Origin of the sequence: Sphingopyxis sp. Root1497 (assembly GCF_001427085.1) — a bacterium.
GTDB lineage: Bacteria > Pseudomonadota > Alphaproteobacteria > Sphingomonadales > Sphingomonadaceae > Sphingopyxis.
In genome coordinates, this window is sequence record NZ_LMGF01000003.1 from 658,432 (window position 1) to 682,981 (window position 24,550).

Here is a 24,550-nt window from a genome sequence, read left to right on the forward strand (position 1 = left end):
GTCCGCCCCACGAAAAACGGCGGCCGGGGATGCCCCGGCCGCCGCCCCATGAAGACCTTGGCTATGCTCGGTTCAGAACCGGAAGCTCAGCGTCCCCTGCACCGTGCGCGGTTCGCCATTGGCGCACGACCCGAAGGCCGAGCAGCTCGGATAATAGACGTCGTCGAACAGGTTGATCGCGTTGAACTGCAGCGTCCAGGCCTTGTAGTCGAAGGCGACCAGCGCATCGACCAGCGTGTAGCTGGGCGTTTCGACGACGAAGGCGCCGCCGAAGGGATCCGACGTCTGCTTGCCCTGATAGCGCACACCGCCACCAAGGCGCATGTCGATGTCGCCGGTGAGTTCGACCGTCTTGGTGCCGAAGATGCTGGCGAGATATTTCGGGGTATCGTCGCGTTGACGCCCCTCACCCGAAAGCCGGACCTTGCCATAGGAGAAGGCCGCGGTGAGCGAAAAATCGTCGGCGACATTGTGGTTGGCCTGAAACTCGACGCCCTTCGACTTGACCGAGCCGGTCTGGATCTGATTCAGCGGATTGGCCGGATCGGTGCGGAGCGCATTGTTTTCCTTCAGATCGTATAGCGACACGCGCAGCATCGTTGTGCGGAGCGGCTGCCACTTGATCCCGATTTCCTTCTGCTTACCCGACAGCGGCTGGTAGGTGCTACCGAACTGGTTGAGGCCCGAGATCGGCAGGAAAGATTCCGAATAGCTGATATAGGGCGCCAGCGTCGACGTGGCATTGATGGTCAAGCCGGCTCGCTTGGTCGTCTTTTTGGTGATTTCCACCGGCTGACCAACGTCCACCTTCGAGTAGCGGTCGCGCCGGATGCCGAGGACGAGCGACGCCACTTCACCGAAATCGACCTGGTCCTGCAGATAGAAGCCGGTCTGCTTCAGGATCTGGGTGTTGAAGAAGTTGAAGACCGGCGTGGGGGCGTTGCCATAAACCGGATTATAGACGTCGATCGCGCCGGCGTTCTCGATGAACGCCTGTCCCGATACCTGCTTGAAGTATGAATAGTCGACGCCGGCGAGCAGCTGGTGAGAGACCGGACCGGTGTCGAACTTGAACGCCACGCCATTGTCGGTGTTGAACGTCCGATATTTGATGTTGATCGCGAACAGGTTGCGCGGAACCATCGTGGTGCCGGGAAGGAAGGGGTCCAATGGGCCACCCGGGCTGAGATAGGTGGCCAGATAATATTCGGCCTGCTTGGTATTGGCCCAGGTATAGCGGCTCGAGCTGCGGAAGCTGAACGCATCCGAAAATTCGTGGGTCGCGAGCAGCGAGACCGCGGTATACTCCTTGTCACCGCGGTTGATTCCCGGCTCGCCGAAGAAACTCGAGTTCCGGATGCGCTGTCCCGGAAGCGCGAAAAGCGATCCGACGATCGGCATGACATTATAGTTCGGCGGGTTGTGATCTTCCTGATAGATGCCGATCGCGGTGATGTCGGTGCGGTCGCCCGGCCGCCAGGTCAGCGCGCCCTGCGCGACGATGCGGTCGTTGCGCGTGAAGTCCATGCGCGAGTCCGAATCGCGCACCACGCCGACGAAGCGCGCGGCGAGCGTATCGCTCAGCGGCCCGGTGACGTCGACGGTCGCTTCCTTGCGGTCGAACGTGCCATAGCTGACGCTGGCGCTGCCGCCGAAGTCAAACTGCGGACGCTTGCTCTGCATGTTGGTGAGGCCGCCCGAGCTGCCCGCGCCATAAAGCACCGAGGCCGGGCCGACGAGGACCTCGACGCGTTCGAGCGTCGCGATTTCGGGGCGCGGCATATAGACGAAGCCATAGTTGCGTTTCAGCCCGTCTACATAGAGCACCGATTCAAAGCCGCGGACGATGTTGAAATCGCCGCGCGAATCGTCGCCGCCGTTGTAGACGCCCGCCGTGTACTTCAGCGCTTCGCGAATATTCTGCGCACCGCGGTCCTGCATCTCTTCGACCGTCACGACCTCGATCGCCTGCGGAATGCGCAATATGGGGGTGTCGGTCTTGGTCGCCGTGGACGCGGTCGCGGTCACCACGATATCGGATTCATCGGTCGGTTCGGACTGGGCATAGGCCGGCTGCGCGCAGGCCAGCGCCAGCAATGACACCCCGAACGATCCCCGCATCACAGCCATACGATCTAGACAAACGCGCATCTTACGCCCCCTTTTCTTTCTGTCGGTCTAAGCCAAAAATTCCCCGGTCGTCTTGAATTTGTCACGCCAGTGTAGATCGCCTGAAATTCTGTGGTTGTCCGGATTCGGGTAAAAGCCGACTTTGATGGGTGGATTTTGCTTCCCGATACGCGCTTACCCGCGGCTAACTGCGGATAATGCGGCGGTCATCGCGACCCGAACGCCCCCGGAACCGGGTAGCACATATTGCCAGAAGGCAAGATTTTATCTCTATTTGTGATAATTTTAGTCTCTATATGGGAACAAAATCGCCAAGGGAGAGAGACATGCTGCCGCTGTTGCAAGGGGTCCGGATCATCGAGGTCGGCGCGGTCGTGCTCGGCCCCTATGCCGGCCAGATCCTCGCCGACCTTGGCGCCGAGGTGATCAAGGTCGAAGCTCTCGAGGGCGACATCGCGCGCCACGCCCATCCCGCCGGTCCCGGCGGCGGCGCCCTGTTCCTCAACAACAACCGCAACAAACGGATGCTCGCGATCGACCTCAAGAAACCCGAAGGCAAAGCCGCTCTCGACCGGCTGATCGGCACCGCCGATGTTCTCTTCCACAATATGCGTGTCGATGCCGCCGAGCGGCTGGGACTGGGTTTCGATGCGGTCGCGGCGATCAACCCCGGCATCATCCATTGCGCCGCGATCGGTTTCGGGCAGCGCGGGCTCTATCGCGACCGCCCGGCGTTCGACGACATCATCCAGGCGGCAAGCGGGCTGGCGGGACTCGAAGCGGCGACCGGCGCCGATCCGCGCTTCGTGCCGACGGTGCTCGCCGACAAGGTCGCGGCTTTGCATGCCGTCTATGGCATCATGGCGGCGCTGGTAGCGCGCGCGAACGGGCGGAGGGGCGCGATCAAGGTCGAGGTTCCGATGTTCGAGGCACTCGCCGCCTTCCTGCTCAACGAACATCTCGCGGGCGCGACCTTCGCCGTCGACGGCGAACCCGGCTATCCGCGCATCCTGTCTCCCAATCGCCGGCCATTCCGCACGGCTAACGGTTGGATCGCGGTGCTGCCCTATACCGACCGACAGTGGCGGTCCTTCCTGAGCGAAGTCGGCCGCGACGACGTCATCGCGCAGCCGTGGTTCGCCGACCCGCGCGAACGGCCCGCGCATATCGACACCCTCTATGCGATCGTCGCTGAGAGCCTGCCGGCGCGGACGACCGCCGCATGGCTCGACGCGCTTTCGGCGCGCGACATTCCCTGCTCGCGTGTCCCCGACCTGCCCGGCCTGCTCGACGACCCGCATCTGGCCGAGATCGGCTTTTTCGACGTGCCGTCGGGCTATCCCGACGGCATCCGGCGCACGCTGCCGCAACCGGTGCTGTTCGACGGCGTCGCGCCGCTTCCCGACGTCGCGCCGCGCGCGCTGGGCGCCGACAGCCGTGCGATCCTGCGCGAGGCGGGGCTCGACGAAGGCGAGATCGACACGCTCATCGACAGCGGCGTCGTCGGCGCGGCCTGATCAGCCGAACCGGCGGCGGATGAAGGCGGCACCGTCGCGGATCGCGCGGCGCGCGACCTCGGCGATCGACATCGCCTCCAGAAAGCTGTGCGTCGCCCCGCCATAGATGCGCGCCTCGGTATCGACGCCCGCGGCTTCGAGCCGCGCTTCCATCGCGATCGACTGCTCGGTCAGCAGGTCGCATTCGGGGATCACCAGCAGCACGGGCGGCAGGCCGGCGAGTTCGGCGTGGATCGGACAGGCGAAGGGATCTTGCGCGCCCGCCGCGCTGTCGACGAGATAATTGGCATAATAGCCCTGCGCCTCAGCGCGGTCCATGATCGACCCCGGCCCGCCGAAAAGTGCCTCGGCACGGTCGGAGACCGCGGGCGTGAAATAGCCATAGTTGGAAAGGATCGCACGGACGAGGCCGCCCTCGCCTCGCGCGCGCAGCCGCAGCGCGGTCGCGAAGCAGAGATTGGCGCCCGCCGAATCGCCGCCCATCGCGATCCGCGCCGGATCGATCCCCAGCGTCGCGCCATGCGCCCCGAGCCACAGCATCAGCGCCTCGATGCGGTCGAGCGCGACCGGATATTTATGTTCGGGCGACAGCGGATAATCGACGCCGATCACCACGAAGCCGCCCGCCGCGGCATATTCGCGCATCAGTCGGTCGTGCGTGTCGATCGAGAACAGGGTGAAGCCGCCGCCGTGGAGATAGACGAGCGCCGGCGCGGGCACCGCCGCCCCTTCGGGCCGGTAGACGCGGACGCGCAATTCCCCCGCGCCGGCGTCGAAGCGGCGTTCGAACGTCTCCGCCATGACCGGACCGCCCGCCGTCCAATGCGCGCGCACCGCCTCCGACACCGCGCGCTGTTCGGGGAAGTCCAGCGTGTCGAACGGCGGATGCGCCGCCCAGCGCTGCTTCATGATCGCCAGAAATTCCGCGATTTCGGGGTCGATCGTCATTTCACCGGTAGCCATTGCGCGTCCTTCTCGGCGTCGATGTAGGGCGACGCGGGCATCTTGCGCGCGGTCGGCCACAGTTCGTCGAGCGTCGCGGCGTCGAACAATTGCCCGCCGCGCATCACCAGTTTGATCGACATCGTCTTGCGGATATCGGTCAGCGGGTCTTCGTCGAACACCACGAGGTCGGCATATTTGCCCGGTTCGATGGTGCCCATGTCGGCGAGCCGTCCGATCGTCTCCGCCGCCCCGGCAGTCGCCGCATGCAGCACCGCCATCGGCTTCATCCCACCGAGCGCATGGCCCTCCATTTCGTAGTGAAAGCCGATCCCCGGCTCGTCGCCGTGCGATCCCATGCCGACGAGCGCGCCGCTTTCGGCGAGCTTGGCCGCATCGGCGGCCAGCGCGGGCATGCGCGACGCCGCGAGCGAACCCCAGGGCCGGAAACCGAGCTTGTGCGCGATCGCCGACGGCGACCAGAAATGCCGCACCTTGGGATCGAGCGCGGGATCGTGCATCGACACATAATAATGCCGCCCCGACGGACCGCTGGTGTTGATGAGCAGCGTCGCAACATAGCTGGTGCGCATGCGCTGATAGAGGCCGACGACATCCTCGCCGAACGGCGTGATCGGCAACGCATGTTCGTTGCCGGCATAACCGTCGATGATCTGGGTCAGCATCAGCTTAGGATTATGGCTGCCCTCGGTCGTCGGTACGATGCCCAGCTCGCGCGCCGCCATCGCGATCCATTGCCGCACGGTTCGGCTCTCGCCGCGATATTGCTTGATGTTGCGCAGCCCCCAGGCGTCGCGATAGCGGCGCAGTACGTCGCGCACCTGATCGAGCGAGGTGAAACGCTCCTTGGAGAAGAGCGCCGGGCCGGTCGAGCGCAGCCGCGGCCCGATCACCAGCCCCGCATCGATCAGGTCCTGATAGGCGATCTGGTCGATGCCCAGCGTCGAGGGGTCGAAGGAGGTCGTCACGCCGAAGGCAAGCCGCGCCGGCAGGTCCCATTCGTCGTAACCGATGACGTTGCGGCGCACCCCGCCGATATGGTCATGATCGTCGATGAAGCCCGGGACGACGGTCTTGCCGCCCAGTTCACGCTCGGGCGTGCCGCTCGGCACCGCAAAGCTGCCGCGCGGCCCGATCGCCACGATCCGGTCGCCGGTGATCAAGATGTCGGCATCCTCGACGATCTTGTCGCCGCCCGCCATCGTCAGNNTCGACATGTTTCGCGGGCGGGGTCGCCTTGGCGTCAGGCAGGACCTGCCAATAGTTGCCAACCGTCCAGATCAGGCTGCCGTCGGCGCGCCAGTCGAAGAAGTCGGCACCCATGCGCGTGACCTTCCGCCCCGTCGTGTCGGCGGCAGTCAAGTCGACCATCGCCTTGGGATCGGCGGGCATGGGCAGCACATACAGCTGTTCGCTCGTCTGCGCCGCGATCCATTGGCCGTCGGGACTGATCCGCAAGTCGTCGGCGTCGGCGAGCCGCTCGGTAAAATAATAATCCTGCGCCTTCACCGACGCGACGACACGCTGCGTCCCGCGTGCCAGATCGACGGCGACCAGCCCGTCGCTGCTGAGCAGATAGGTCGTACCCGGTTCGCCGCGTACGAAATGCGGCCGCTGGCCGAGCGCGCCGCTGGTAACGACCCGCGCCGGCCCACCCGCCGCAGGCAATGCCACGAGGTCGGCGGGGCGCACCGTGCCGAATTCGAAGCTGGTCTGTTGCCGCGCCGCCGCCGGCGAGCGGACCGCGAGGATATTCGCGCCATCGGGCGTGAAGGCGGGATGGGTGTAGAAGGCCGAAACATCGCTGACCTTCACCGGCGTGCCGGAGCCGTCGGCAGCGATGCTCCACACCGCGCCGCCCGCGCGCTCGCTCCAGGTGACATAGGCGATGCGCGACCCGTCCGGGCTCCAGCCCGGCAGCGAGGCGGGGTCGCCGCTGATCGGCAGGCGCAGCGCCTTGCCGCCATCGACCGGCTGGACATAGACGCTGCCGAGCGCGGCATAGGCGACGCGCTGGCCGTCAGGCGACGGCGACGTCCCCTGCAACAATTTGGCGCGGACCGGGCCGGTGTCTTCGCGAAAACCGATCCGGGTGCTCGGGCCGACCGCCAGCTTCAGCCGCGCGGTGAAGGGCACCGGCGTCGCCGCCGCCCCGTCGATCGGCCGCCGCTCGATCCGCCCCTGCCAGGCGATCAGGATCGCCTGCCCATCAGGCGTGAAGGCATAGCGCGGGATCAGGTCGAGCGAGGCCGCGCCGTTCATCAGGTCGGCGGGCGCGGGGCCCAGATCGCGGTCGTCGCCGGTCGCGAGGTCGCGCAACCGCAGCCGCGTCTCCGCTAGCCGCCGCGTCGCATAGGCGAGTTTGCTGCCGTCGGGCGAAATCGCAGGTCGGAAGAAAGTCTCCTTCCCCGCCTCGCGCCCGCCCGAATTGCCGACGACGGTCTGTTCGGCGCCGGTGGCCAGATCGCGGCGGACGATCGTCCATGCCACCGGTTCGGCAAAATCATTGTCACCGACGCGGCGAGCGAAATAGAGATATTTGCCGTCGCGCGACGCCGCGGCGCCAAGCGTGCTTTGCCAGGCATCGCGCGGTGCATCGGCGGACGGCTTGGCCGGCGCAACCAGTTCGCCCGACCCGCCATCGACCGGATGGCGCCACAATTCATAGCGATCGATGCGGATACGGTAGCGGCTGACATAGATCGACTTTCCGTCGGCACTCCATTCGGGCGAGGTGCGCACCGCGCCCTCGTCTTCGTCGCTGATCCGCCGCGCGCCGCTGCCATCGGTGCGCGCGATCCAGACATTGTCGCCGCCCGAGCGATCGCTGACATAGGCGATCCATTGCCCGTCGGGCGAAAAGGTCGGCTGGACCTCGAACGCCATGCCCGTCGCGATCGGCACCGCCTTGCCGCCGGCAGCGGGCAACGCATAGATTTCGCCGAGCATGTCGAAGAGGATCGTCTTGCCGTCGGGCGAGATCGCCAGCGACATGAAGGTGCCGCTCGACACCTGATAGTCGAGCGTTCTTGCGGGCTTCATCGGCAGCGCGGTTTCGTCGGCGGCGAAGGTCGCCACCGGCATCGCCAGCGCCCATGCCGATACCATTCCCCATATCGCGCGTTTCATATCGCTGCCCCCTTCAATATGGTTGCCATGTCTCGACCCGGAAGCTGTCGGGATGGTAGCGCGTCACTTCTTCGCCGCCATCCTTGCCGGGAAAATCGGTCGAGTCCGCATTGACCAGATAGAGACGGCCGGTGCGATGATCGATGTCCATCATGCGGGCGCCGAACGCGGTGCGGATCGTGGCGACGACACGCAGGCTGTCGGGCCCGTCGCGCTGGATGACCGTCATCGACCCTTCGTAATTGCTGCTGACGATCCGCTCGCGCTCTTCGTCATAGGCGAGCGCGTCGAGCCCCTTGCCGATCGGCACGCGCGACAGGATGGCGCCGCTTGCCGGATCCATCAGGAACACCGCGGGTTTGTCGCCGCCGCACGCACCGAGCAGGCGGTCGGTCGCGGCGAGATATTTCATCTTCGACACATTGCAGCCGACGTCCCAGCGCGCCTGTTCCTTGAGCGTCGCCGAATCGAGCCGGAGGACGAGGCCGTCGAGCCGGGCGGGCGCATAGAGATGGCCTTTGCCGTCAGCGGCGGGATCGTCCATCTTGCGAAAGGGAAAGCGCGTCGTCCGCAGCAGCTTGCCCGTCGCGGCGTCGAGGCTGAACCAGGTCGCCTCGCTGGGCCGGGTGCCGGTGATGATATGAAGCTGCCCCGTCGCGGGATCGAGCGAGCCGCTGTTGAGCCCGCCGTCGCCGGCGAGCGGCGTCCGCGCGATGAGTTTCAGCGTCTTGAGATCGAAGCTCAGCAGCGAGCCGTCGGCCATCGCAACATAGCCGCGATTATATTTCGGAAGCAGGATCGGGCCGTTGGCGCCGACCGAATTTTCGATCGTCGCGACGGCTTGCCCGCGATCGACGTCATAGACGGTCAGCCCATCCTTCAGCCGCGCCATGAACAACCGCGAGGTGCCGGGTTCGAACTTCACATAATCCCAGCCCGTATCGCCGCTCGGCAGCGTCACGCTGTTCGTCATCGCATAAGGCAGATCGGGCGCCGCGTCCTGCGCGAGGGCCGGGGCGCCGCACAGCAGCGCGGCGGCCCAGAGAAGCGAGATCGGTTTCATCGGGAGAACTCCGGTTTCGAGGAATGGATCAATGAAGATGGCCGTGCGCGCGCGGTTCGCGCATGCGCAGCGCGACGACGAACGCGACCGCGCAGACCGCCGAGACATACCAGGCGAAGACCTGTTCGTGCCCCATCTGCTTGAGCGTCAGCGCCGCATATTCGGCGGTACCGCCGAAAATCGCCGACGCGATCGCATGGCCGAGCCCGACGCCGAGGGCGCGAACATTGGCGGGGAACAGCTCGGCTTTGAACAGCCCCGAGACCGAGGTGTAGAAACTCATGATCGCGAGCGCCGCGAATATCAGCAGCAGCGCGCTGCCCATCGTCTGCGCCTTGCCGATCGCACCGAGCAGCGGCACCGCGAACAGGGCCATCCCGCCGCTGAAGATCAGGAGGTTGGTTCGCCGCCCGATCCGGTCCGACAACAGACCGAGCAGCGGCTGGAGCAGCAGGAAGGCGAAGGTGACGATCAGCATCGTCCGGCTCGCGATCGTCACGTCCATGCCCGCAGTGTTGACCAGATATTTCTGCATATAGGTGGTGAAGGTGTAGAGCGTCACCGCCCCCGCCGCGCTGAGCGCCATCACCGTCAGCATCGCGCGCGGATGCTGCATCAGCGTCCGGAGCGATCCCGCCTCGTCGCCCTTGCCCGCTGGTTCCGCCGTCTCGTGCATCGCATCGCGGAACAGGATGAACACGCCGGCCAGCACCGCGCCGAGGAAGAAGGGAATGCGCCAGCCCCATTCGCGGATCGCCATGTCGCTCATCGCCGTCTGGAGCAGGAAGACCGTAAGCAGCGCGAACAATTGTCCGCCGATCAGCGTCACGAACTGGAACGAGGCGTAAAAGCCGCGCTTGCCCGGCTCGGCGATCTCGCTGAGATAGGTCGCGGCCGCGCCATATTGGCCGCCGGTCGAAAAGCCCTGCATCAATCGCGCCACCAGCAGCAGCGCGGGCGCCGCCGCGCCGATCGTCGCATAGGTCGGCAGGATCGCGACGAGCAGCGAACCCGCGCCCATCAGCAGTACCGAGGCGATCATCGCGGCGCGGCGCCCGTGGCGGTCGGCATAGCGCCCGAAATACCAGCCCCCGAGCGGACGGATCAGGAACCCCGCCGCATAGATGGCGGCGACATTGATCAACTGCGCGGTGCGGTCGCCTTCGGGAAAGAAAGCAGAGGCGAAATAGAGCGCAGTGTAGGCATAGGCGTAAAAATCATACCATTCGATCAGATTGCCCGCCGACCCGGCCACCGCCGCGCGCGCGCGCGTCCGGCGATCGAGCGCGTCCGGCGCCGCCGGGCGCGGGGCGGGCGCGGCGTCGGAATCGGCCGTTACGCCGGCCAGGCCGAACCTATCGGACATCATCGTCTCCCTGCCGGCATCGGCGCCGGTCCGTTCGGGTCAATCGGCAAGCGCGCGCGAACGCGCCGCCGCGGCCCCGACCACCGCCGCGGCGAGCCGGTCGATCGCATCGTCGCGGTCCATCTCGCCAAGCCCCGCCGCCGTGGTGCCGCCGGGGCTCGTCACCTGGCGCCGAAGCTCTGCCAGTTCAGCGGAGTCCTGTTCGGCCAGCGCGGCGGCGCCGGTGAAGGTCGTGCGGGCGAGCTGCATCGCGAGCGGCGGCGACAGGCCCGCCTTTTCGCCCGCCAGCGCCAGCGCCTCGGTAAAGCGGAAAAAATAGGCCGGGCCGCTCCCCGACACCGCGGTCACCGCGTCCATCTGCGCCTCGTCGTCGAGCCAGAGCAGCGCGCCGGTCGGGGCGAGCAGCGTTTCGACGCGGGCGCGGTCGGTGGCGTCGATATCTTCGCCCGCAGCGGCGGCGGTGATACCGCGGCCGATCGCGGCGGGAGTGTTGGGCATCGCGCGAACGATCCGACGCGAGCCGCCGAGCGCCTCGCTCAGCCCGGCGAGGGTGATCCCCGCCATGATCGACACGAAGAGCGCCCCGCCGTCTGCAAGCGGCCCGAGCGACGGCGCCAGCGATGCGAAGACCTGCGGCTTGACCGCGAGCACGACCACCAGATCGTTGGGCGCGAGCGTGTCGAGCCGATCGACACGCGTGGCGTCGTCGGGCTGCGCTTCGGCGAGCGGATCGTGGACGAATATCGCTTCGCTGCCCGCCCAGCCGCGCGCCATCGCGCCGCCCATGCGTCCGCAACCGACGAGGAGCACGGGCATCAGCGCGCGTCCCTGTAGCGTTCGGCGAGCCTGTCCTGCCGCGAGCGGCTCTCGGTCTCGCGGCCTTCGACGATGACGTGCAGCGCGATGGTCGAGGGTTCGAGCGGATCGCCGTCCCAGACGACGAGGTCGGCATCGGCGCCGGGCGCCAGCGTCCCGCCGCCGCGGCCCCAGATCGCGAGCGGATTGACCGTCACCGCGCGCAGCGCATCGATATAGGGCAGGCCGTTGGCGACCGCGAGACCGGCGCCTTCGCGCAGCCCCATGCCCGCATTATAGGTCGCATGGATCGCGCCGCCGGCCTGTCCGACCGCGACGCGCACGCCGGCCTTGGTAAGGATCGCGGCATTGTCCTGCCGCGCGCCGAGCTGGTCGAAACTGAATGGCAGGTTCGCGACCGGATCGAGGATCACGTCGACCTTGGCCGCGGCGAGCAGATCGGCCGCGCGCCATGCCTCGGCCCCGCCGACGACGATCACCCTGATCCCGAAATCCGATGCCAGCGCCGCCGCCTGCCGGATATCGGATTCGCGGTTGGTCTGGATCGCCAGCGGCATCCGGCCCTGCAGCACGCCGCGAATCAATTCCTCGCCGGGCCGGGCGCCGGGCGGGCTGCCCGCCGGGGCGCCACCCTTGCGGTCCTTCTTTTTGTCGGCCGGAGGCGGCGGCGCGAGGCCGCGCTTGCCCTCGTCGAGCGCCTTGCGCAGCGCCGCCCATTGCACGCCGCGCGAACCGAGCCGGTCCCACGCGCCGCCGCCGATGACGGCGTAGACGCCGACATTGGGCTTATCCAAGATGTCGACTCCGTCCCGCAGCCGCGCCAGCGCCGGCTCGCCGCTGAAAGGGGCGTGACGCGATGGTGAAGGGAAGATCAGTGCGCGCGTGATACCGTCGGCGCGCGCGAGGCCGACAACCGTCGAGTTGCCGTTGAGCGCCCGGCTGACGTCATTGCCGGGATTGCGTTCGTCGGCCGAGCCGGTGTCGCTGGTGTCGGGCGATCCCGCTATCTCGACGAGGCCGATCTGGGTCGCGCCGTTGACGAGGCCCGGCGTCACGGGCTTGCCGCGCGCGTCGATGATCGTTGCACCGTCGGGCACGCCGCCGCCCGCGGCGACCGAGGTGATGCGCCCGTTGTCGATGACGATCGTCGCGTCGCGGACCGGCGTGTCGGCGTCCATCGTCCAGGCGTCGGCGTGGATCACCGCGATCGTCTGCGCCGTGGCGGGGGCCGCGAGCGCGAGCGCGAGCAGGCTGACGAGCGTCCTCACTGGCCGATCCCCCCGCGCCCGAGTTCGAAATCGGATATCGGCTCCGTGCGCGGCCTCGAACGATCCCAGGTGATCGCGCCGCCGATGAGGACAAGGTCGGCGCGGCTGTAGATACTGAACGGATCGCCCGACCAGAGGACGATATCGGCCTCGAACCCCGGGGCCAGCGTGCCGATGCGTTTCTCCAGCCCGAGCAGCTTCGCCGGATTGCTCGTCGTCCATTTGATCATCGTCTCGGGCGGCGTGTCGATGCCGATGCGGCGCCCCGCCGCCGCCGCCTTCGCCGCCGCAATATTGAGCCGCTGGCCGTCGTTCGCCGAATCCGAATGCATCATCACGCAGACCCCGGCGCGTTCAAGCAGCGGCGCTTCGGCGCGGATCGCGTCCTGCGCCTCGACCTTGAAGCCCCACCAGTCGGCCCACACCGCGGCGCAGGTCCCCGCCTCGCGCAGCACGCCGGGAATCTTGTAGGCTTCGGTCGCGTGATGGACCGCGCCGATGCGGAAACCGAACTCCTTCGCGACCGCCAGCACCGCCGCGATATCGCCCGCGCGGTAGCAGTGGAGATTGACGCGGACATCGCCCGCGAGGATGCCGGCGACCGCTTCCAGCTTCAGGTCGCGCGGCGGCATGGTGCCGGCCCCGGCGCGCGCCTGTTCGACCGCGCGCTTGTAGCGCTGCGCGTCGAGGAATTCCTGCCGCATATAGCTGATCACGCCCTGCCGGCTCGTCGGGCCTTCATTGTCGTCGTCGGCGCCCCAGCTCTTGGGATTTTCGCCGCACGCCATCTTGAAGCCCTGCACCCCGCCGGTGACCTTCATGTCCCACACGGTCGCGCCGCGAACCGGTTTCACCACCACCGAGCGCCCCGCGAAGATCGGGGTCGAGCCGGGCAATATCTGGGTCGTCGTCACGCCGTTCGCCAGCGCCCGGTCGAACGCCATGTCCTGCGCGTTGACTGCGGTTTCGATCCAGGTGTCGGCCGCATTGGGGGTGCTGACCTCCGACACGTCGGAGGCTTCGCGGTCGATCGCGGTGAGCGGCAGTACGAAGGTGCCGTTGTGCGTGTGGACGTCGATCACCCCGGGGGTGATCCAGCGCCCGCGCGCATCGACCTCGCGGACGCCGGGGTTCGCGAGATTCCGCCCCAGCGCAACGATCTTGCCGCCGCGAAGGAGGATATCGCCGCCGTCGATCCGCCCGCCGACACCGTCGAGGATGGTCGCACCGCGCAGCAGCATGTCGTCCGCCGGCGGCGCGTGATAGTGGCTCGGGAAAGGGTCCTGTTGCCACGGCCATGAAGCCTGGCGCTGCGCCCCCGCCGGGCCGGCCGTGCACAGGATCGCGCCGATCGCGGCAAGCAGCCCTATCCGCTTCATGCTCATGATCGCCCCCCGTTGAACCGCCGCATCCAGTCCGTCATCGCCGCGTCGGGAAGCGTCCCGAGGATCGATGCCAGCGCCTCCTTGCTTTCGTCCTGCCCGAGCTTGAACTTACCCGTCAGCCCGGTGACCGTCGCACGAAATCCGATGATGCGGCCGAGCATGCCATGGTAGCGCTCGCCAAGCTCTTCCTTTGACCAGGGCTGGAGCCGCCCCTTTTCCATCGCGTCGATGAGCAGGTCGAGCGAGGGTTCGGTCAAGGCCTCGTCGAAGCGGACCTCGGCGCGGACCTTGATCTGTGCATAGTTCCAGGTCGGCGCCCAGTCGCGAAGCCCTGCATGTTCGGGACTGACATAGCTGTCCGGACCCTGAAAGAGGATCGTCGCGCGCGGATCGGACAGGAGTGCGGCATGAAGCGGGTTGGTCCGCATGAGGTGGCCGATCAGTTCGACCAGGTCCCCTTGCGCGTCGAAGCGGCCGATCAGCGGCAACAGGCTCGCCTCGATGTCGGCCGCGCCGCCGCCGCAAACCCAGGCGAGCGGATAATCCTCCACCAGCTTGCGTACATCGGCCCCGTCAAATCGTTCGAAAAGCGTCACGCCGCCCCCTGAGAAAAGCCTTTCGTGCTCCGCCCCGCGACTCATCGCCGGCCCGGCACGCACCCCGTCGTACCGTTCTTGTCGAGCAGCCTTGGCTCTCCGACAAGCACCAAAAAAAGAAAGCTGGGGGGACCAGCGGGCACTTGCCGCGCCGCCCTGCCCTCATTACCCTTGGCTCCAGACTCGAAGGATTTCTTCGGAAAGGACTGGTCCAATGCTGCGACCTTGGCAAGTAAGCCTCAGCGAACGGATCGATCCGTCGCGCGAAACGCCGATCTATATGCAGATCATCCAGGCGCTGATCCGCGACATCGAGCGCGGCAAGCTGACGTCGGGCACCTACCTGCCCAGCAGCCGCGAAATGGCGAAGATTTTGGGCGTCAATCGCAAGACCGTGGTCTTCGCCTACGAAGATCTGATCGCACAAGGCTGGCTCGACTCCGCCGGCACGCGCGGGACGATGGTCGCGGCCGCGCTGCCCGACCCGGTCAAGCGTCAGCAGGGCGATGTCGAACTGACGATGAGCAGCGTGCGGGTCGACTATCGCTATTCCGAGCCGCCGGCGCGGCCGATCGCGCTGCCCGGCGGATCGGGGCTGAAGATCGACGAGGGCGCCCCCGACGGGCGGCTTTTTCCCACCGAATTGTTGGCGCGCGCCTATCGCGGCGCGACGAACCGGGCCGCCGAGATCAACGGCTTCCAATATGGCGACCCGCGCGGGTCCCCCGCACTGCGCGAGGGCATCGCGTCGATGCTGCGCGGCCAGCGCGGGCTTTCGGTGACCGCCGAAAATATCTGCATCACGCGGGGCAGCCAGAACGGGATTTTCCTCGCCTCGCAAGTCCTGCTTCGCCCCGGCGATTCGGTCGTCGTCGAGGCGCTGACCTATGAGCCGGCGGTCGCTGCGTTTCGGGCCTTTGGCGCCAATATCGTGCCGGTCGGGCTCGACGAGGACGGGATCGACATCGACGCGGTCGAGCATGCGTGCCGCCGCAACGCTGTGCGCGCGGTGTTCGTGACCCCGCACCACCAGTTTCCGACGACGGTCTCGCTGCGCCCCGAACGCCGGCTCCGCCTGCTCGAACTCGCGCGCCAGTTCGGCTTCGCGATCATCGAGGATGACTATGATCACGAGTTTCATTTCCATTCGCAGCCGCTGCTGCCGCTCGCGAGCTATGGTCCAGGTCAGGTCATCTATGTCGGATCGATGTCGAAGCTGCTGCTGCCGGCGCTGCGCATCGGCTATGTCGCGGCGCCCCCCGCCATCGTCGATGCGATCGCGCACCGCGTCTCGCTGACCGACGGCATGGGCAATGCGCTAACCGAGGATGCCGCGGCGGAGCTGATCGAGAATGGCGAGTTGCGCCGCCACGCGCGCAAAGTGTGGCAGGTCTATTCCGAACGGCGCGAGAATTTCGCCGCCGAACTCGACAAGACGCTCGGCGATATCGTCCAGTACAAGATGCCCGATGGCGGGCTCGCCTTCTGGCTGCGGTTCGGGGATATCGACCTCGACCAGATGGAGGCGCGGGCGTCGGCGATGGGCCTGCGCTTCGCCTCGTCGCGCTCGTTCATGACGCATCCCGATGCCCCGCGCGGGCTGCGGATCGGTTTTGCCAGCCTGAACAGCTATGAAGCGCGCACCGCGCTCGCCGCGCTGCGCAAGGCGGCCGCGGGCTGACACCTTGGTCCCATCGATGGCGCCATTGTTGGATGTTTTACGATCCACGGCGATGGGGAAATCTGCAACGGTCCAGGAGGGAAATTCATGAAATATAATGTCGCGCTAGTCTTCGCCGCAGCCTTGCTGCCGTTCACGCCCGCAGCCGCCCAGCAGGCCCCGGCGCCGGCTCCCGCCGCCGAAAAGGCCGCTTGGCCCGAAGCATGGTTCGAAATCTTCAAGCTTGCCCCCGGCAAGCAGGAAGAGTTCATCCGCCGCATCGCGCAGGCCGACGAGGTCGCCGCCGCTGGTGGTTTCCCCCCAACCCAGCTTTTCTTCCATGAAAATGGCGCCGATTTCGACGTCATCCTGTTCAAGCCGGTGACCGGTATCGAGCCGACCCCCGCGCAGGAAGCGGCGATGGACAAGAAGCGCAAGGAGCTCGGCCTGCCGAGCGGCCCCGCCTATTTCGTCAACATTCGCGAACTGGTCGCCGAACATACTGATTCCAAGACCTATGGCCCGCTCTCCGCAGCGACATGGCTCGGACGCCTCGACACATGGCGTGCCGAGAACCCGCCGCGCAAATCGGCGGCAACCAAGTGATGATCGGCCGCCGCACGCTCCTCGCCGTCGCCGGCGGAACCGCTGCGGCGGCCGTCTCCCGCGCCGCCTTTGCCAAGGGCGGCGACACGCTCGACACCGCCTATATCAACGGCCGCATCTGGACCGGCGCCGGTCCCGCGACCTTCAGCGACGCGATCGGCGTCAAGGGCGATCGCATCGCCGCGATCGGCGCCGACGCGGTTCGCTCGCGCACCGGCAAGGCCACGCAGGTCATCGACCTGAAGGGCGCCTTCGTCACCCCGGGCTTCATCGACCCGCACGTCCATTTCGTGATCGCATCGACGATGCTGTCGCAGCCGTCGCTGCGCGACGCCGAAAACCCCAAGGCATTCGTCGACCGCATCGCCGCCGCGGCGAAAGCGCTGCCCAAGGGCGAATGGCTGCAGGGCGGCAATTGGGACCAGGACCGCTGGGGCGGCGAGATGCCGCACAAGGACTGGATCGACGCGGTGACCCCCGACACGCCGGTCGCGGTCATCCGTTACGACCTTCACATGCTGTTCCTTAACTCACTGGCGCTCAAGCTGGCGGGCATCGACCGCAACACCCCCGACGTGCCCGGCGGGGTGATCGAACGCGACGCGAAGGGCGAACCGACGGGCATCATCAAGGACGCGGCGAAAGAGCTGGTTCAGCGCGCGATCGGCACGCCGACGCCCGCCCAGATAGACGCCACGGTCGAGCGCGGCATCGCGCTCGCGCTGAGCAAGGGCGTGACGCAGGTCCACCCGACCGAACTCGAAACGAGCAGCTTCGATTCCACCCGCCGTCTGCGCGCGAAGGGCGAAACCGGGCTGCGCTTCCGCCACTATCTGCCGCTCAAGGATTGGGAAGCGCAGGTCCAACTGATCAAGCGCGAGGGGCGCGGCGACGACTGGGTGCAGTGGGGGGCATGCAAGGTCGTATTCGACGGCTCGCTCGGGTCACGCACCGCGCGCTTTTATGAACCCTATGCCGACGATCCGGCGACGCGCGGCATCGTCGTTACCGACCCGGCCGACCTCAAGACCTGGATCACCGGCGCCGACAAGGCCGGGCTGCAGGTGACCACCCACGCGATCGGCGACGAAGCGAACGACATCGTCCTCGACACCCTCGCCGCGGTCGCCAAGGCCAATGGTCCGCGCGACCGGCGTTTCCGCGTCGAGCATGTCCAGCATATGAAGCCGCACGCGATCGCCCGATTCAAGGAACAGGGCGTCATCGCCTCGGTGCAACCCTATCATGCGATCGACGACGGCCGCTGGGCGGTGCGCCGGATCGGCGAGGAGCGGCTCAAGACCAGCTTCGCCTTCGGCTCGCTCGTCCGCTCGGGCGCACATGTCTGCATGGGGTCCGACTGGCCGGTCGCGCCGATCGACCCGCTGACGGGACTCGAAGCCGCGGTCGACCGCGAGACACTCGACGGGCTGAACCCGAACGGCTGGTTTCCCGAACAGCGCGTCACGCTGGCGCAGGCGATGCACAGCTATACGCAGGAAGGCGCCTATGCCGGCTTCAACGAGAAGAAGATGGGCGCGATCGTGCCGGGTTTGCTCGCCGACTTCGTGGTGTGGGACAGCGATCTATTTGCTATCGACTCGCATTTGCTTATAGAGGCAAAAGTGCTCCGGACGATCGTCGGAGGAAGGCAACGTTACGGCTGAAAACTTCAGCCGTTTGTAACATAAATGCAAAGTTGGTCCCCAGCCGGCGCAACGAACTGGATGTTTAATGGCCCAATCGACGATCTAAGGTCGCCATACCGATAAGAGGCTTGGCCCCCGTGGCCTGCCGGCTCGGGAGGGGTTTTGGACACCAACAGGGGGATTGAACATGGTTGCCTATCGCAACATCTATCGGGGAAGCGCGCTTGCCGTTCTGAGCGTGGCGCTCCTTTCAACCGCGCCGGCCCTGGCGCAGGACAGCGCCGAAGACAGCGAGAGCATCGTCGTCACCGCACAGCGCAACAACCAGACGCAGGTTTCCCGCGAGGGATCGCTCGGCGCGCTGGGCAACATCGACGCCATGGACGCCCCCTTTGCGGTCAAATCCTATAACGAGACGCTGATCCTCAACCAGCAGTCGCTGTCGCTCGGCGCGGTGCTGGAAAACGATCCTTCGGTCCGGACCTCGCTCGGTTTCGCCAACGCGTCCGAACAGTTCGTGATCCGTGGCTTTCCGCTGTTCGGCGAGGATATCGCGATCGACGGCCTGTACGGCGTCACGCCGCGCCAGCTCGTTTCGCCCGAACTCTATGACCAGGTCCAGATCCTGAACGGCGCCAGTTCCTTCCTGTTCGGCGCCGCGCCGGGCGGCACCGCGCTCGGCGGCACCGTCAACCTCTCGCCCAAGCGCGCGAAGGACAAGGACACCAACCGCGTCACCGCCAATTACCTGTCCGATGCGCATTTTGGCGGCGCTTTCGACTTCGGTCGCCGCTTTGGCGGTGAAGGCGAATTCGGCGTCCGGATCAACGGCGCCGGCCGCTGGGGCGATATCGCCATCGACGACGAATATCGCAGCTCGACCGTGCTCGGCGCGGCATTCGATTATCGTTCGGGGCCGCTGCGCGTGTCGCTCGACCTCGCCTATCAGCGCGCCAAGGTCCAACATATGCGCCCGATGGTTCAGCTCGCCTTCGGCGTCACGACCATTCCCGACGTGCCGAGCGCGAGCGGCAACTATGGCCAAGAGTGGAATTATACGACGCTCCGCGACATCTTCGGCATCGCAAAGCTCGAATATGATATCGCCGACAACTTCACCTTCTACGCCGCCGTCGGCGCACGCGACGCCGCCGAGCGGGGCCGCTACCAGAGCCTGACGATCGACAATCTGGTCAACCCCGGCGACGGTTACGCCACCGGTTCGAACATTCCACGCAACGATAATAACGAGGCCGGACAGGTCGGGCTGCGCGGCCATTTCGCGACCGGGCCGATCACGCACCAGATCAACGTCGGCGGCTCGCACAGCCGCTACGTCAATCGCAACGCCTATCAGTTCGGGATCTTTTCGCGCGGGCCCACCAACGGCACCAACCTTTATGACCCCGTCGATGTGGCGCAGCCGGCGTTCAATTTCTTCTTAGGCGGCAATATCGCCGATCCCTTCCCGATCAGCCGTACTCGCCTGACCAGCTTCTTCGCGTCGGACACGATCGGCGCCTTCGACGACAAGCTGCTCGTGACCGTCGGCCTGCGCCGCCAGAAGATCGAGACCAGCAGCTATTCCTATGCCAATGGCGCAAAGACCGGCGGCTATCAAGAAAGCGCGACCACCCCGGTCGTCGGGATCGTCGTCAAACCGAGCGAGAATTTCTCGATCTATGGCAACCGCATCGAGGGTCTGGCGCAGGGTCCGGCGGCGCCTGCCGGCACCTCGAACGTCGGCGAGATTTTCCCGCCCTTCAAGAGCGTGCAATATGAAATCGGTGGCAAGGTGTCGTTCGGCAACTGGAACGCGTCGGCGGCGCTGTTTACGACCGACCGGCCGCAGTCGTTCGTAAGTCCCGACCCCGACGGCGCGGGTCCGCTGCTGCCGGTCTTCACGGTCGACGGCTTGCAGCGCAACCAGGGCTTCGAGCTGAGCTTCGACGGCGAGCCGACCAAGGGCCTGCGCATCATCGCCGGCGTGTCGATCACCGACGCGACGCAGAAGAAGACGACCGGCGGCGCGACCGACGGCCGCGACGCGATCGGCGTGCCCAAATATACGGCGAACGCGAACGTCGAATGGGACCTCGGCTTCCTGCCCGGTGTCACGCTGACCGGCCGCGTCATCCAGACGGGCAAACAGGCGTTCAACCTGACCAACACGATGGAACTGGGCGAATGGACGCGCTTCGACCTCGGCGCGCGCTATGTCGTCGCGGCGGGCGAGACGCCGATCACCTTCCGCTTCAACGTCGATAACGTGGCGAACAATGCCTATTGGTCCTCTTCGCTTGGCGGCTATCTGGTCCAGGGCCAGCCGCGGACGTTCAAGACCTCGGTGACCGTCGAGTTCTGATCGACAACCGAAATCCTTTGCTCCCAAGGCCCGGCTGGCAACAGCCGGGGCTTTTTCCTGGCGCAATGATTGATCCGAAAATCGCCATTGGCCCCATCCATTATCCCAAAGTGGATGTTTAGGGGACCCAATCCCGAGGCCAGAAGGGCAGGATGAGCGAGGCTGTTTCCAGCGGGCGCAAGCCCTTCCGCCGGTCGATCCTGACCATCCATCGCTGGCTGAGCATCGGCGCCGCGATCTTCTGGCTGCTTCAGGCGCTGACCGGCATCGCGATCGTCTTCCATTGGGAAATCACCGACGCACAGCTTTCGAGCGCGCACCGGACCACCGACCTTGTCGCCATCGAACGCCGCATCGACGCGCTGGTCGCCGAGGATGCCGGCTCCCGCGCCACGACCGTGTGGACGACCGGTAGCGGCACCGACCGGTTCAATATCTATCTGCAGCGCGAGGATGGCGAAAGCACATCGGTCCGTATCCTCGGCGACGGGACGGTCATCGACCGCCCGCGCGCGGAGGAAAGCAGGCTGATGGGCTTCCTGGTCGATTTTCATCATGATCTGCTCGGCAGCTGGGGAAGCTGGATCGTCGCGATCAGCGGCCTCCTCCTCTGCTCGAACCTCCTTCTCGGCCTGGTCGCCGCCTGGCCGAAGCGCGGAACCTGGCGGCGGGCGCTGACGCCCGCGCAAAAGGGGCCGCCCGCGGCGCGCCTGTACGGCTGGCACCGCGCGCTCGGGTTATGGGTCGCGCTTCCCGCTCTCGTCATCGCGGCAACGGGCACGCTGATGAAATTCGAGGATGGCGTCGGCGATCTGATCGGCGCGAAGAGCGTCGCGTTGCCGGCGGTGCCCGCCACGGGATCCTCGATCGGATTTGCGCAAGCGGCGCAAGCGGCGATCGACGCGGTGCCCGGCAGCAGCCTGACGCAGGTCGCCTGGCCCAGGGACGGCGACGCGACCTACTATGTCCGCGTCAACGCCCCGGGCGAAATCCGCCGCGCCTATGGCGACACGCGGGTGCTGATCGACGCCAACACCGGCGCGGTGCGCGGGGTCTTCCCGATCGCCGAGGCCGAACCGGCGCGCGCCTTCATGGGCGCGCTGTTCCCGATCCATACGGGCGAAGCCGGCGGGATCATCGGCCGCATCCTGTCGATCGCCGTCGGCCTATGGCTCGTGACGATGATCGTCGCCGGGCTGTTGCTGTGGCTGAAACGCCGAAAGCCGCAGGGTCGGGCGTCAGCCTCGCGTCAGTGACAGACGCCAACATCGCGAACGCACGCCGCCGCGACGCGGCTCCGTCAATTCCCGGAGAACCCAATATGCAACTGCGCCCCCTTTTTCTTGCCGCAACGGCGCTCAGCCTTGCCATGCCTGCGAAGGCGCAGGACAGCCGTCTCGATGCGCTCGAACGCCGTATCGCCGAACAGGATCGGCGGATCGCGGACCTTGAGGCGCTGGTCACCCGGCAAGCGGATCTGCTGCAGCGGACAAGCGCACCGGCTCCGGTCGCCTCGCCCCCCGCACCTGCTCCGGTCCTTGCGGCACCTGCCACCGCAAACGCGGCGCCCGACGGCCTGTTCCGCATTCCCGGCCTCGACGTCGCGGGCGACATGCGCGTCCGTCAGGAATGGAATTTCGTCGACGGCCGCGACCGGTCGCGAACCGCGGTGCGTGCGCGGGTGCGCGCATCCTATGCCGTGTCGGACCATTTTTCGGTGGGGACGCAGATCGCAACCGGCGATCCCGACGACCCCAATTCGACCGACGTGACGCTCGGCAATTTTGTCGATGATTTCCAGGTGTCGCTCGATCAGGCGTGGATTCGCTATGCGAACGGCGGCTTCACCACCTATGCCGGCAAGTTCCCGCAGCAGTTCCAGCGGACCGACATGCTGTGGGACGGCGACGTTTCGCCGCAGGGCGTCGCCGCCGCCTATGGCGCGAATATCGGCAAGGCACGCGTCGATGCGCGCGGGCTGTGGTTCGTCATCGACGAGGCCTCGGTCGCCCGCGATAGCGACATGCTCGGCGGCCAGCTGGCGCTTTCGGCGCCCCTCGCCAGCGATTTCAAGGCGGGGCTGACCGGCAGCTATTATCATTATCGCCTCGGCTCGATCGCGGGGGCCGACGCCGGCGATTTTCGCGGCAACCTGCTTTCGGGCGGGCGCTATCTGTCGGAATTCCATCTGCTCGAAGGCATCGGCACGCTGGGCTGGGCCGGGCTGTCGCCGCGCTGGCCGCTGAGCTTCACCGCCGACTATGTCCACAATCTGGGCGCGGCCGTGTCGGGCGACACCGCCTTCAACCTCGAACTTGCCGCCGGCCGCACCGCGCAGCCCGGCGACTGGCGCATCGCCTATAATTATTCGGAAGTTGAGGTCGATTCGGTGCTCGCAGCGTTCAGCCACGACAATATCGACCTGTCGACCAACTATAAGCTGCACGGTTTGGGAATCAGCCATGTGCCCGCGCCGCATCTGCAACTCGACCTGCTCTGGTATCATTATCGCCCGCTCGACGCAGCCTATGCGGGCAGCCTGCCGCCGACCGACTGGCTCGACCGCATCCGCCTCGCCTTCATGGTCAGCTTCTGATGCTGGTGTCCGCGATCGCGCTGGCCGCCTCGGCGGGGTCCGCAGTCGAGACCGCACCGCACCCGACCCACCATGGTCACCTGCCGCACAGCCACACCCATGCCCCGGCCGAGATCGACGAGGGCCATGGCCCGATCTTGCTGCAGGTCACCTATACCGGCGAGGTCATGGGCAATGCTTCGGGCGGGCTGCGGCGCGGCACCCGCTATCTCGACAATCTCGACATCGTGTTCGAGGCCGATATGGAAAAGCTCGCCGGCTGGACCGGCGCGCAGGTTCACATCTATGGCCTTTATAACAATGGCCGGTCGATCAGCGACCTGGTCGGCGATACGCAGGCGGTAAGCAATATCGAGGCCGGCACGCGCGCGCTGCGGCTCTATGAAGCCTGGATCGACCAGAAATTAGGCGAAACGCTGTCGCTCAAGGCCGGTCTCTACGACCTCAATTCGGAGTTCGACGCGCTCGACACGGCGGGACTCTTCGTCAGCAGTCCGCACGGCATCGGTACCGACTTCGCGCAGAGCGGCCGCAACGGTCCCTCGATCTTTCCCTCGACTTCGCTGGCGGCGCGACTGCAGTGGGACCCCGCCGACGGCTGGGCGATCCGCGCCGCGGTCCTCGACGGCGTGCCCGGCAATCCCGATCATCCGGGCCGCACCGCGATCCGGCTGGGACATGGCGACGGCGCGCTGCTCGTCGGCGAGGTCCAGGCGCCGCTCGGGAACGGAAAGCTGCTCCTCGGCCACTGGCACTATACGGCGCGCTTCGACCTGAACGACGGCGGCGGAACCGGCAAAGGCAATGCCGGGACCTATGTGCGCGGCGAATTTCCGCTGATCGAAAAGGCCGACCGAAAACTCGATGCCTTTTTCCGGCTCGGCAAGGCGGCCGGCCGCTTCAACATGTTCGATGGTTTTGCCAGTGGCGGATTGAAATTCAGCGGTTGGGTGCCGGGACGCGACAAGGACGAGTTCGGCATCGCTTTCGCGGCCGCCTTTACCTCGGACAGCTATCGCGCGGCAACCGGTGCGACCGCGTCGGAGATGGCGATCGAGGCGACCTATCGCGCGCCAATCGCGCCCTGGCTCACGATCCAGCCCAGCCTCCATTACATCCGCCGACCGTCCGCCGATCGCACGATTGCCGATGCGCTGGTCATCGGGCTTCGCGCCGAGGCGAGTTTTGCGGTCGCGGGTTTCTAGGCCCGGCGGGAAGGCCGATCAGCGCTCGCTCCCGGCAGAGTTGTTCCGACGGACCTCAGGGCCGCCCGCCGCAACTTTTTGTATTTCAAGGAATGGAGCGGGTGAAGGGAATCGAACCCTCGTCACTTGCTTGGGAAGCAAAAGCTCTACCATTGAGCTACACCCGCGTCCGGTCGACGCGTGCCGATGTCCGGCCTTTGCCGTCATCCGCGCCGCCGGTCAATATCGGATGCGAG

The 24,550-nt window shown here is 66.4% G+C and carries 17 protein-coding genes, 1 tRNA gene and 1 pseudogene; 8 read left to right on the forward strand and 11 right to left on the reverse strand.

The features are described from left to right. Positions 1-72 precede the first annotated feature (72 nt). The gene (locus ASD67_RS06570; protein ID WP_056344995.1) at positions 73-2,130 is read right to left on the reverse strand and encodes a TonB-dependent siderophore receptor; all 2,058 of its coding nucleotides are present in this window, start codon (positions 2,128-2,130) and stop codon (positions 73-75) included. Positions 2,131-2,456: 326 nt separating this feature from the next. Here ASD67_RS06570 and ASD67_RS06575 point away from each other — a divergent pair, with 326 nt between their 5' ends. Then, a complete protein-coding gene (locus ASD67_RS06575) occupies positions 2,457-3,647 on the forward strand; it encodes a CaiB/BaiF CoA transferase family protein (protein WP_056344998.1) in 1,191 nt (396 codons plus the stop codon). Here ASD67_RS06575 and ASD67_RS06580 read toward each other — a convergent pair whose 3' ends face one another. The 9 genes and pseudogenes from ASD67_RS06580 to ASD67_RS06615 all read right to left on the reverse strand — a co-directional run bounded on the left by ASD67_RS06580 (position 3,648) and on the right by ASD67_RS06615 (position 14,233). Then, positions 3,648-4,610 carry an alpha/beta hydrolase fold domain-containing protein gene (locus tag ASD67_RS06580; protein WP_082544887.1) on the reverse strand — a complete coding sequence of 321 codons (963 nt, stop codon included), beginning with the start codon at positions 4,608-4,610 and terminating at the stop codon, positions 3,648-3,650. Continuing rightward, positions 4,592-5,818 (reverse strand): amidohydrolase family protein (locus tag ASD67_RS23650; protein ID WP_235535589.1); only part of this gene is annotated, 1,227 nt, incomplete at its 5' end. The genes ASD67_RS23650 and ASD67_RS06580, both read right to left, overlap by 19 nt. A gap of 2 nt (positions 5,819-5,820) precedes the next feature. Continuing rightward, a pseudogene (locus ASD67_RS23655) lies at positions 5,821-7,739 on the reverse strand (amidohydrolase family protein); the annotation flags it as partial. Positions 7,740-7,752: 13 nt separating this feature from the next. Then, complete coding sequence (locus tag ASD67_RS06590) at positions 7,753-8,802, reverse strand: YncE family protein (protein ID WP_056345004.1); 1,050 nt, start codon at positions 8,800-8,802, stop codon at positions 7,753-7,755. Positions 8,803-8,830: 28 nt separating this feature from the next. Further along, positions 8,831-10,168: an MFS transporter gene (locus ASD67_RS06595; RefSeq protein WP_082544990.1), complete on the reverse strand. Its 1,338-nt coding sequence runs from the start codon at positions 10,166-10,168 to the stop codon at positions 8,831-8,833. A 39-nt stretch (positions 10,169-10,207) separates the two neighbouring features. Next, positions 10,208-10,984 (reverse strand): pyrroline-5-carboxylate reductase, encoded by a 777-nt coding sequence (proC, locus tag ASD67_RS06600; RefSeq protein ID WP_056345007.1) that lies wholly within the window; start codon positions 10,982-10,984, stop codon positions 10,208-10,210. After that, complete coding sequence (locus tag ASD67_RS06605; RefSeq protein ID WP_056345010.1) at positions 10,984-12,252, reverse strand: amidohydrolase family protein; 1,269 nt, start codon at positions 12,250-12,252, stop codon at positions 10,984-10,986. Before ASD67_RS06605 ends, proC begins: the two co-directional genes overlap by 1 nt. Continuing rightward, entirely contained in the window at positions 12,249-13,637 is a 1,389-nt protein-coding gene (locus ASD67_RS06610; protein WP_235535590.1) for an amidohydrolase family protein, read from the reverse strand. Before ASD67_RS06610 ends, ASD67_RS06605 begins: the two co-directional genes overlap by 4 nt. Further along, positions 13,634-14,233, reverse strand: coding sequence for an FMN-binding negative transcriptional regulator (locus ASD67_RS06615; RefSeq protein WP_235535591.1), 600 nt, complete (start codon positions 14,231-14,233; stop codon positions 13,634-13,636). Before ASD67_RS06615 ends, ASD67_RS06610 begins: the two co-directional genes overlap by 4 nt. Before the next feature lie 214 nt (positions 14,234-14,447). Between ASD67_RS06615 and pdxR the strand changes: the two genes are divergently transcribed. The 7 genes from pdxR (at position 14,448) to ASD67_RS06650 (ending at position 24,314) form a co-directional block, all read left to right on the forward strand. Further along, positions 14,448-15,914, forward strand: coding sequence for a MocR-like pyridoxine biosynthesis transcription factor PdxR (gene pdxR, locus ASD67_RS06620; protein ID WP_056345019.1), 1,467 nt, complete (start codon positions 14,448-14,450; stop codon positions 15,912-15,914). A gap of 87 nt (positions 15,915-16,001) precedes the next feature. Then, positions 16,002-16,499: a hypothetical protein gene (locus tag ASD67_RS06625; RefSeq protein WP_056345022.1), complete on the forward strand. Its 498-nt coding sequence runs from the start codon at positions 16,002-16,004 to the stop codon at positions 16,497-16,499. Further along, complete coding sequence (locus ASD67_RS06630) at positions 16,499-18,166, forward strand: amidohydrolase (RefSeq protein ID WP_235535652.1); 1,668 nt, start codon at positions 16,499-16,501, stop codon at positions 18,164-18,166. The genes ASD67_RS06625 and ASD67_RS06630 overlap by 1 nt, the downstream gene beginning before the upstream one ends. Positions 18,167-18,386: 220 nt before the next feature. After that, a complete protein-coding gene (locus ASD67_RS06635) occupies positions 18,387-20,513 on the forward strand; it encodes a TonB-dependent receptor (protein WP_235535592.1) in 2,127 nt (708 codons plus the stop codon). Between the two features lie 152 nt (positions 20,514-20,665). After that, positions 20,666-21,769 carry a PepSY-associated TM helix domain-containing protein gene (locus ASD67_RS06640; RefSeq protein WP_056345030.1) on the forward strand — a complete coding sequence of 368 codons (1,104 nt, stop codon included), beginning with the start codon at positions 20,666-20,668 and terminating at the stop codon, positions 21,767-21,769. Positions 21,770-21,834: 65 nt separating this feature from the next. Then, positions 21,835-23,109 carry a putative porin gene (locus ASD67_RS06645; RefSeq protein ID WP_056345033.1) on the forward strand — a complete coding sequence of 425 codons (1,275 nt, stop codon included), beginning with the start codon at positions 21,835-21,837 and terminating at the stop codon, positions 23,107-23,109. Beyond that, positions 23,109-24,314 carry a carbohydrate porin gene (locus ASD67_RS06650; RefSeq protein WP_056345038.1) on the forward strand — a complete coding sequence of 402 codons (1,206 nt, stop codon included), beginning with the start codon at positions 23,109-23,111 and terminating at the stop codon, positions 24,312-24,314. The genes ASD67_RS06645 and ASD67_RS06650 overlap by 1 nt, the downstream gene beginning before the upstream one ends. Positions 24,315-24,407: 93 nt before the next feature. Here the strand turns inward: ASD67_RS06650 and ASD67_RS06655 are convergent. After that, positions 24,408-24,481: transfer RNA gene (locus ASD67_RS06655), tRNA-Gly, on the reverse strand. Positions 24,482-24,550: the final 69 nt, after the last annotated feature.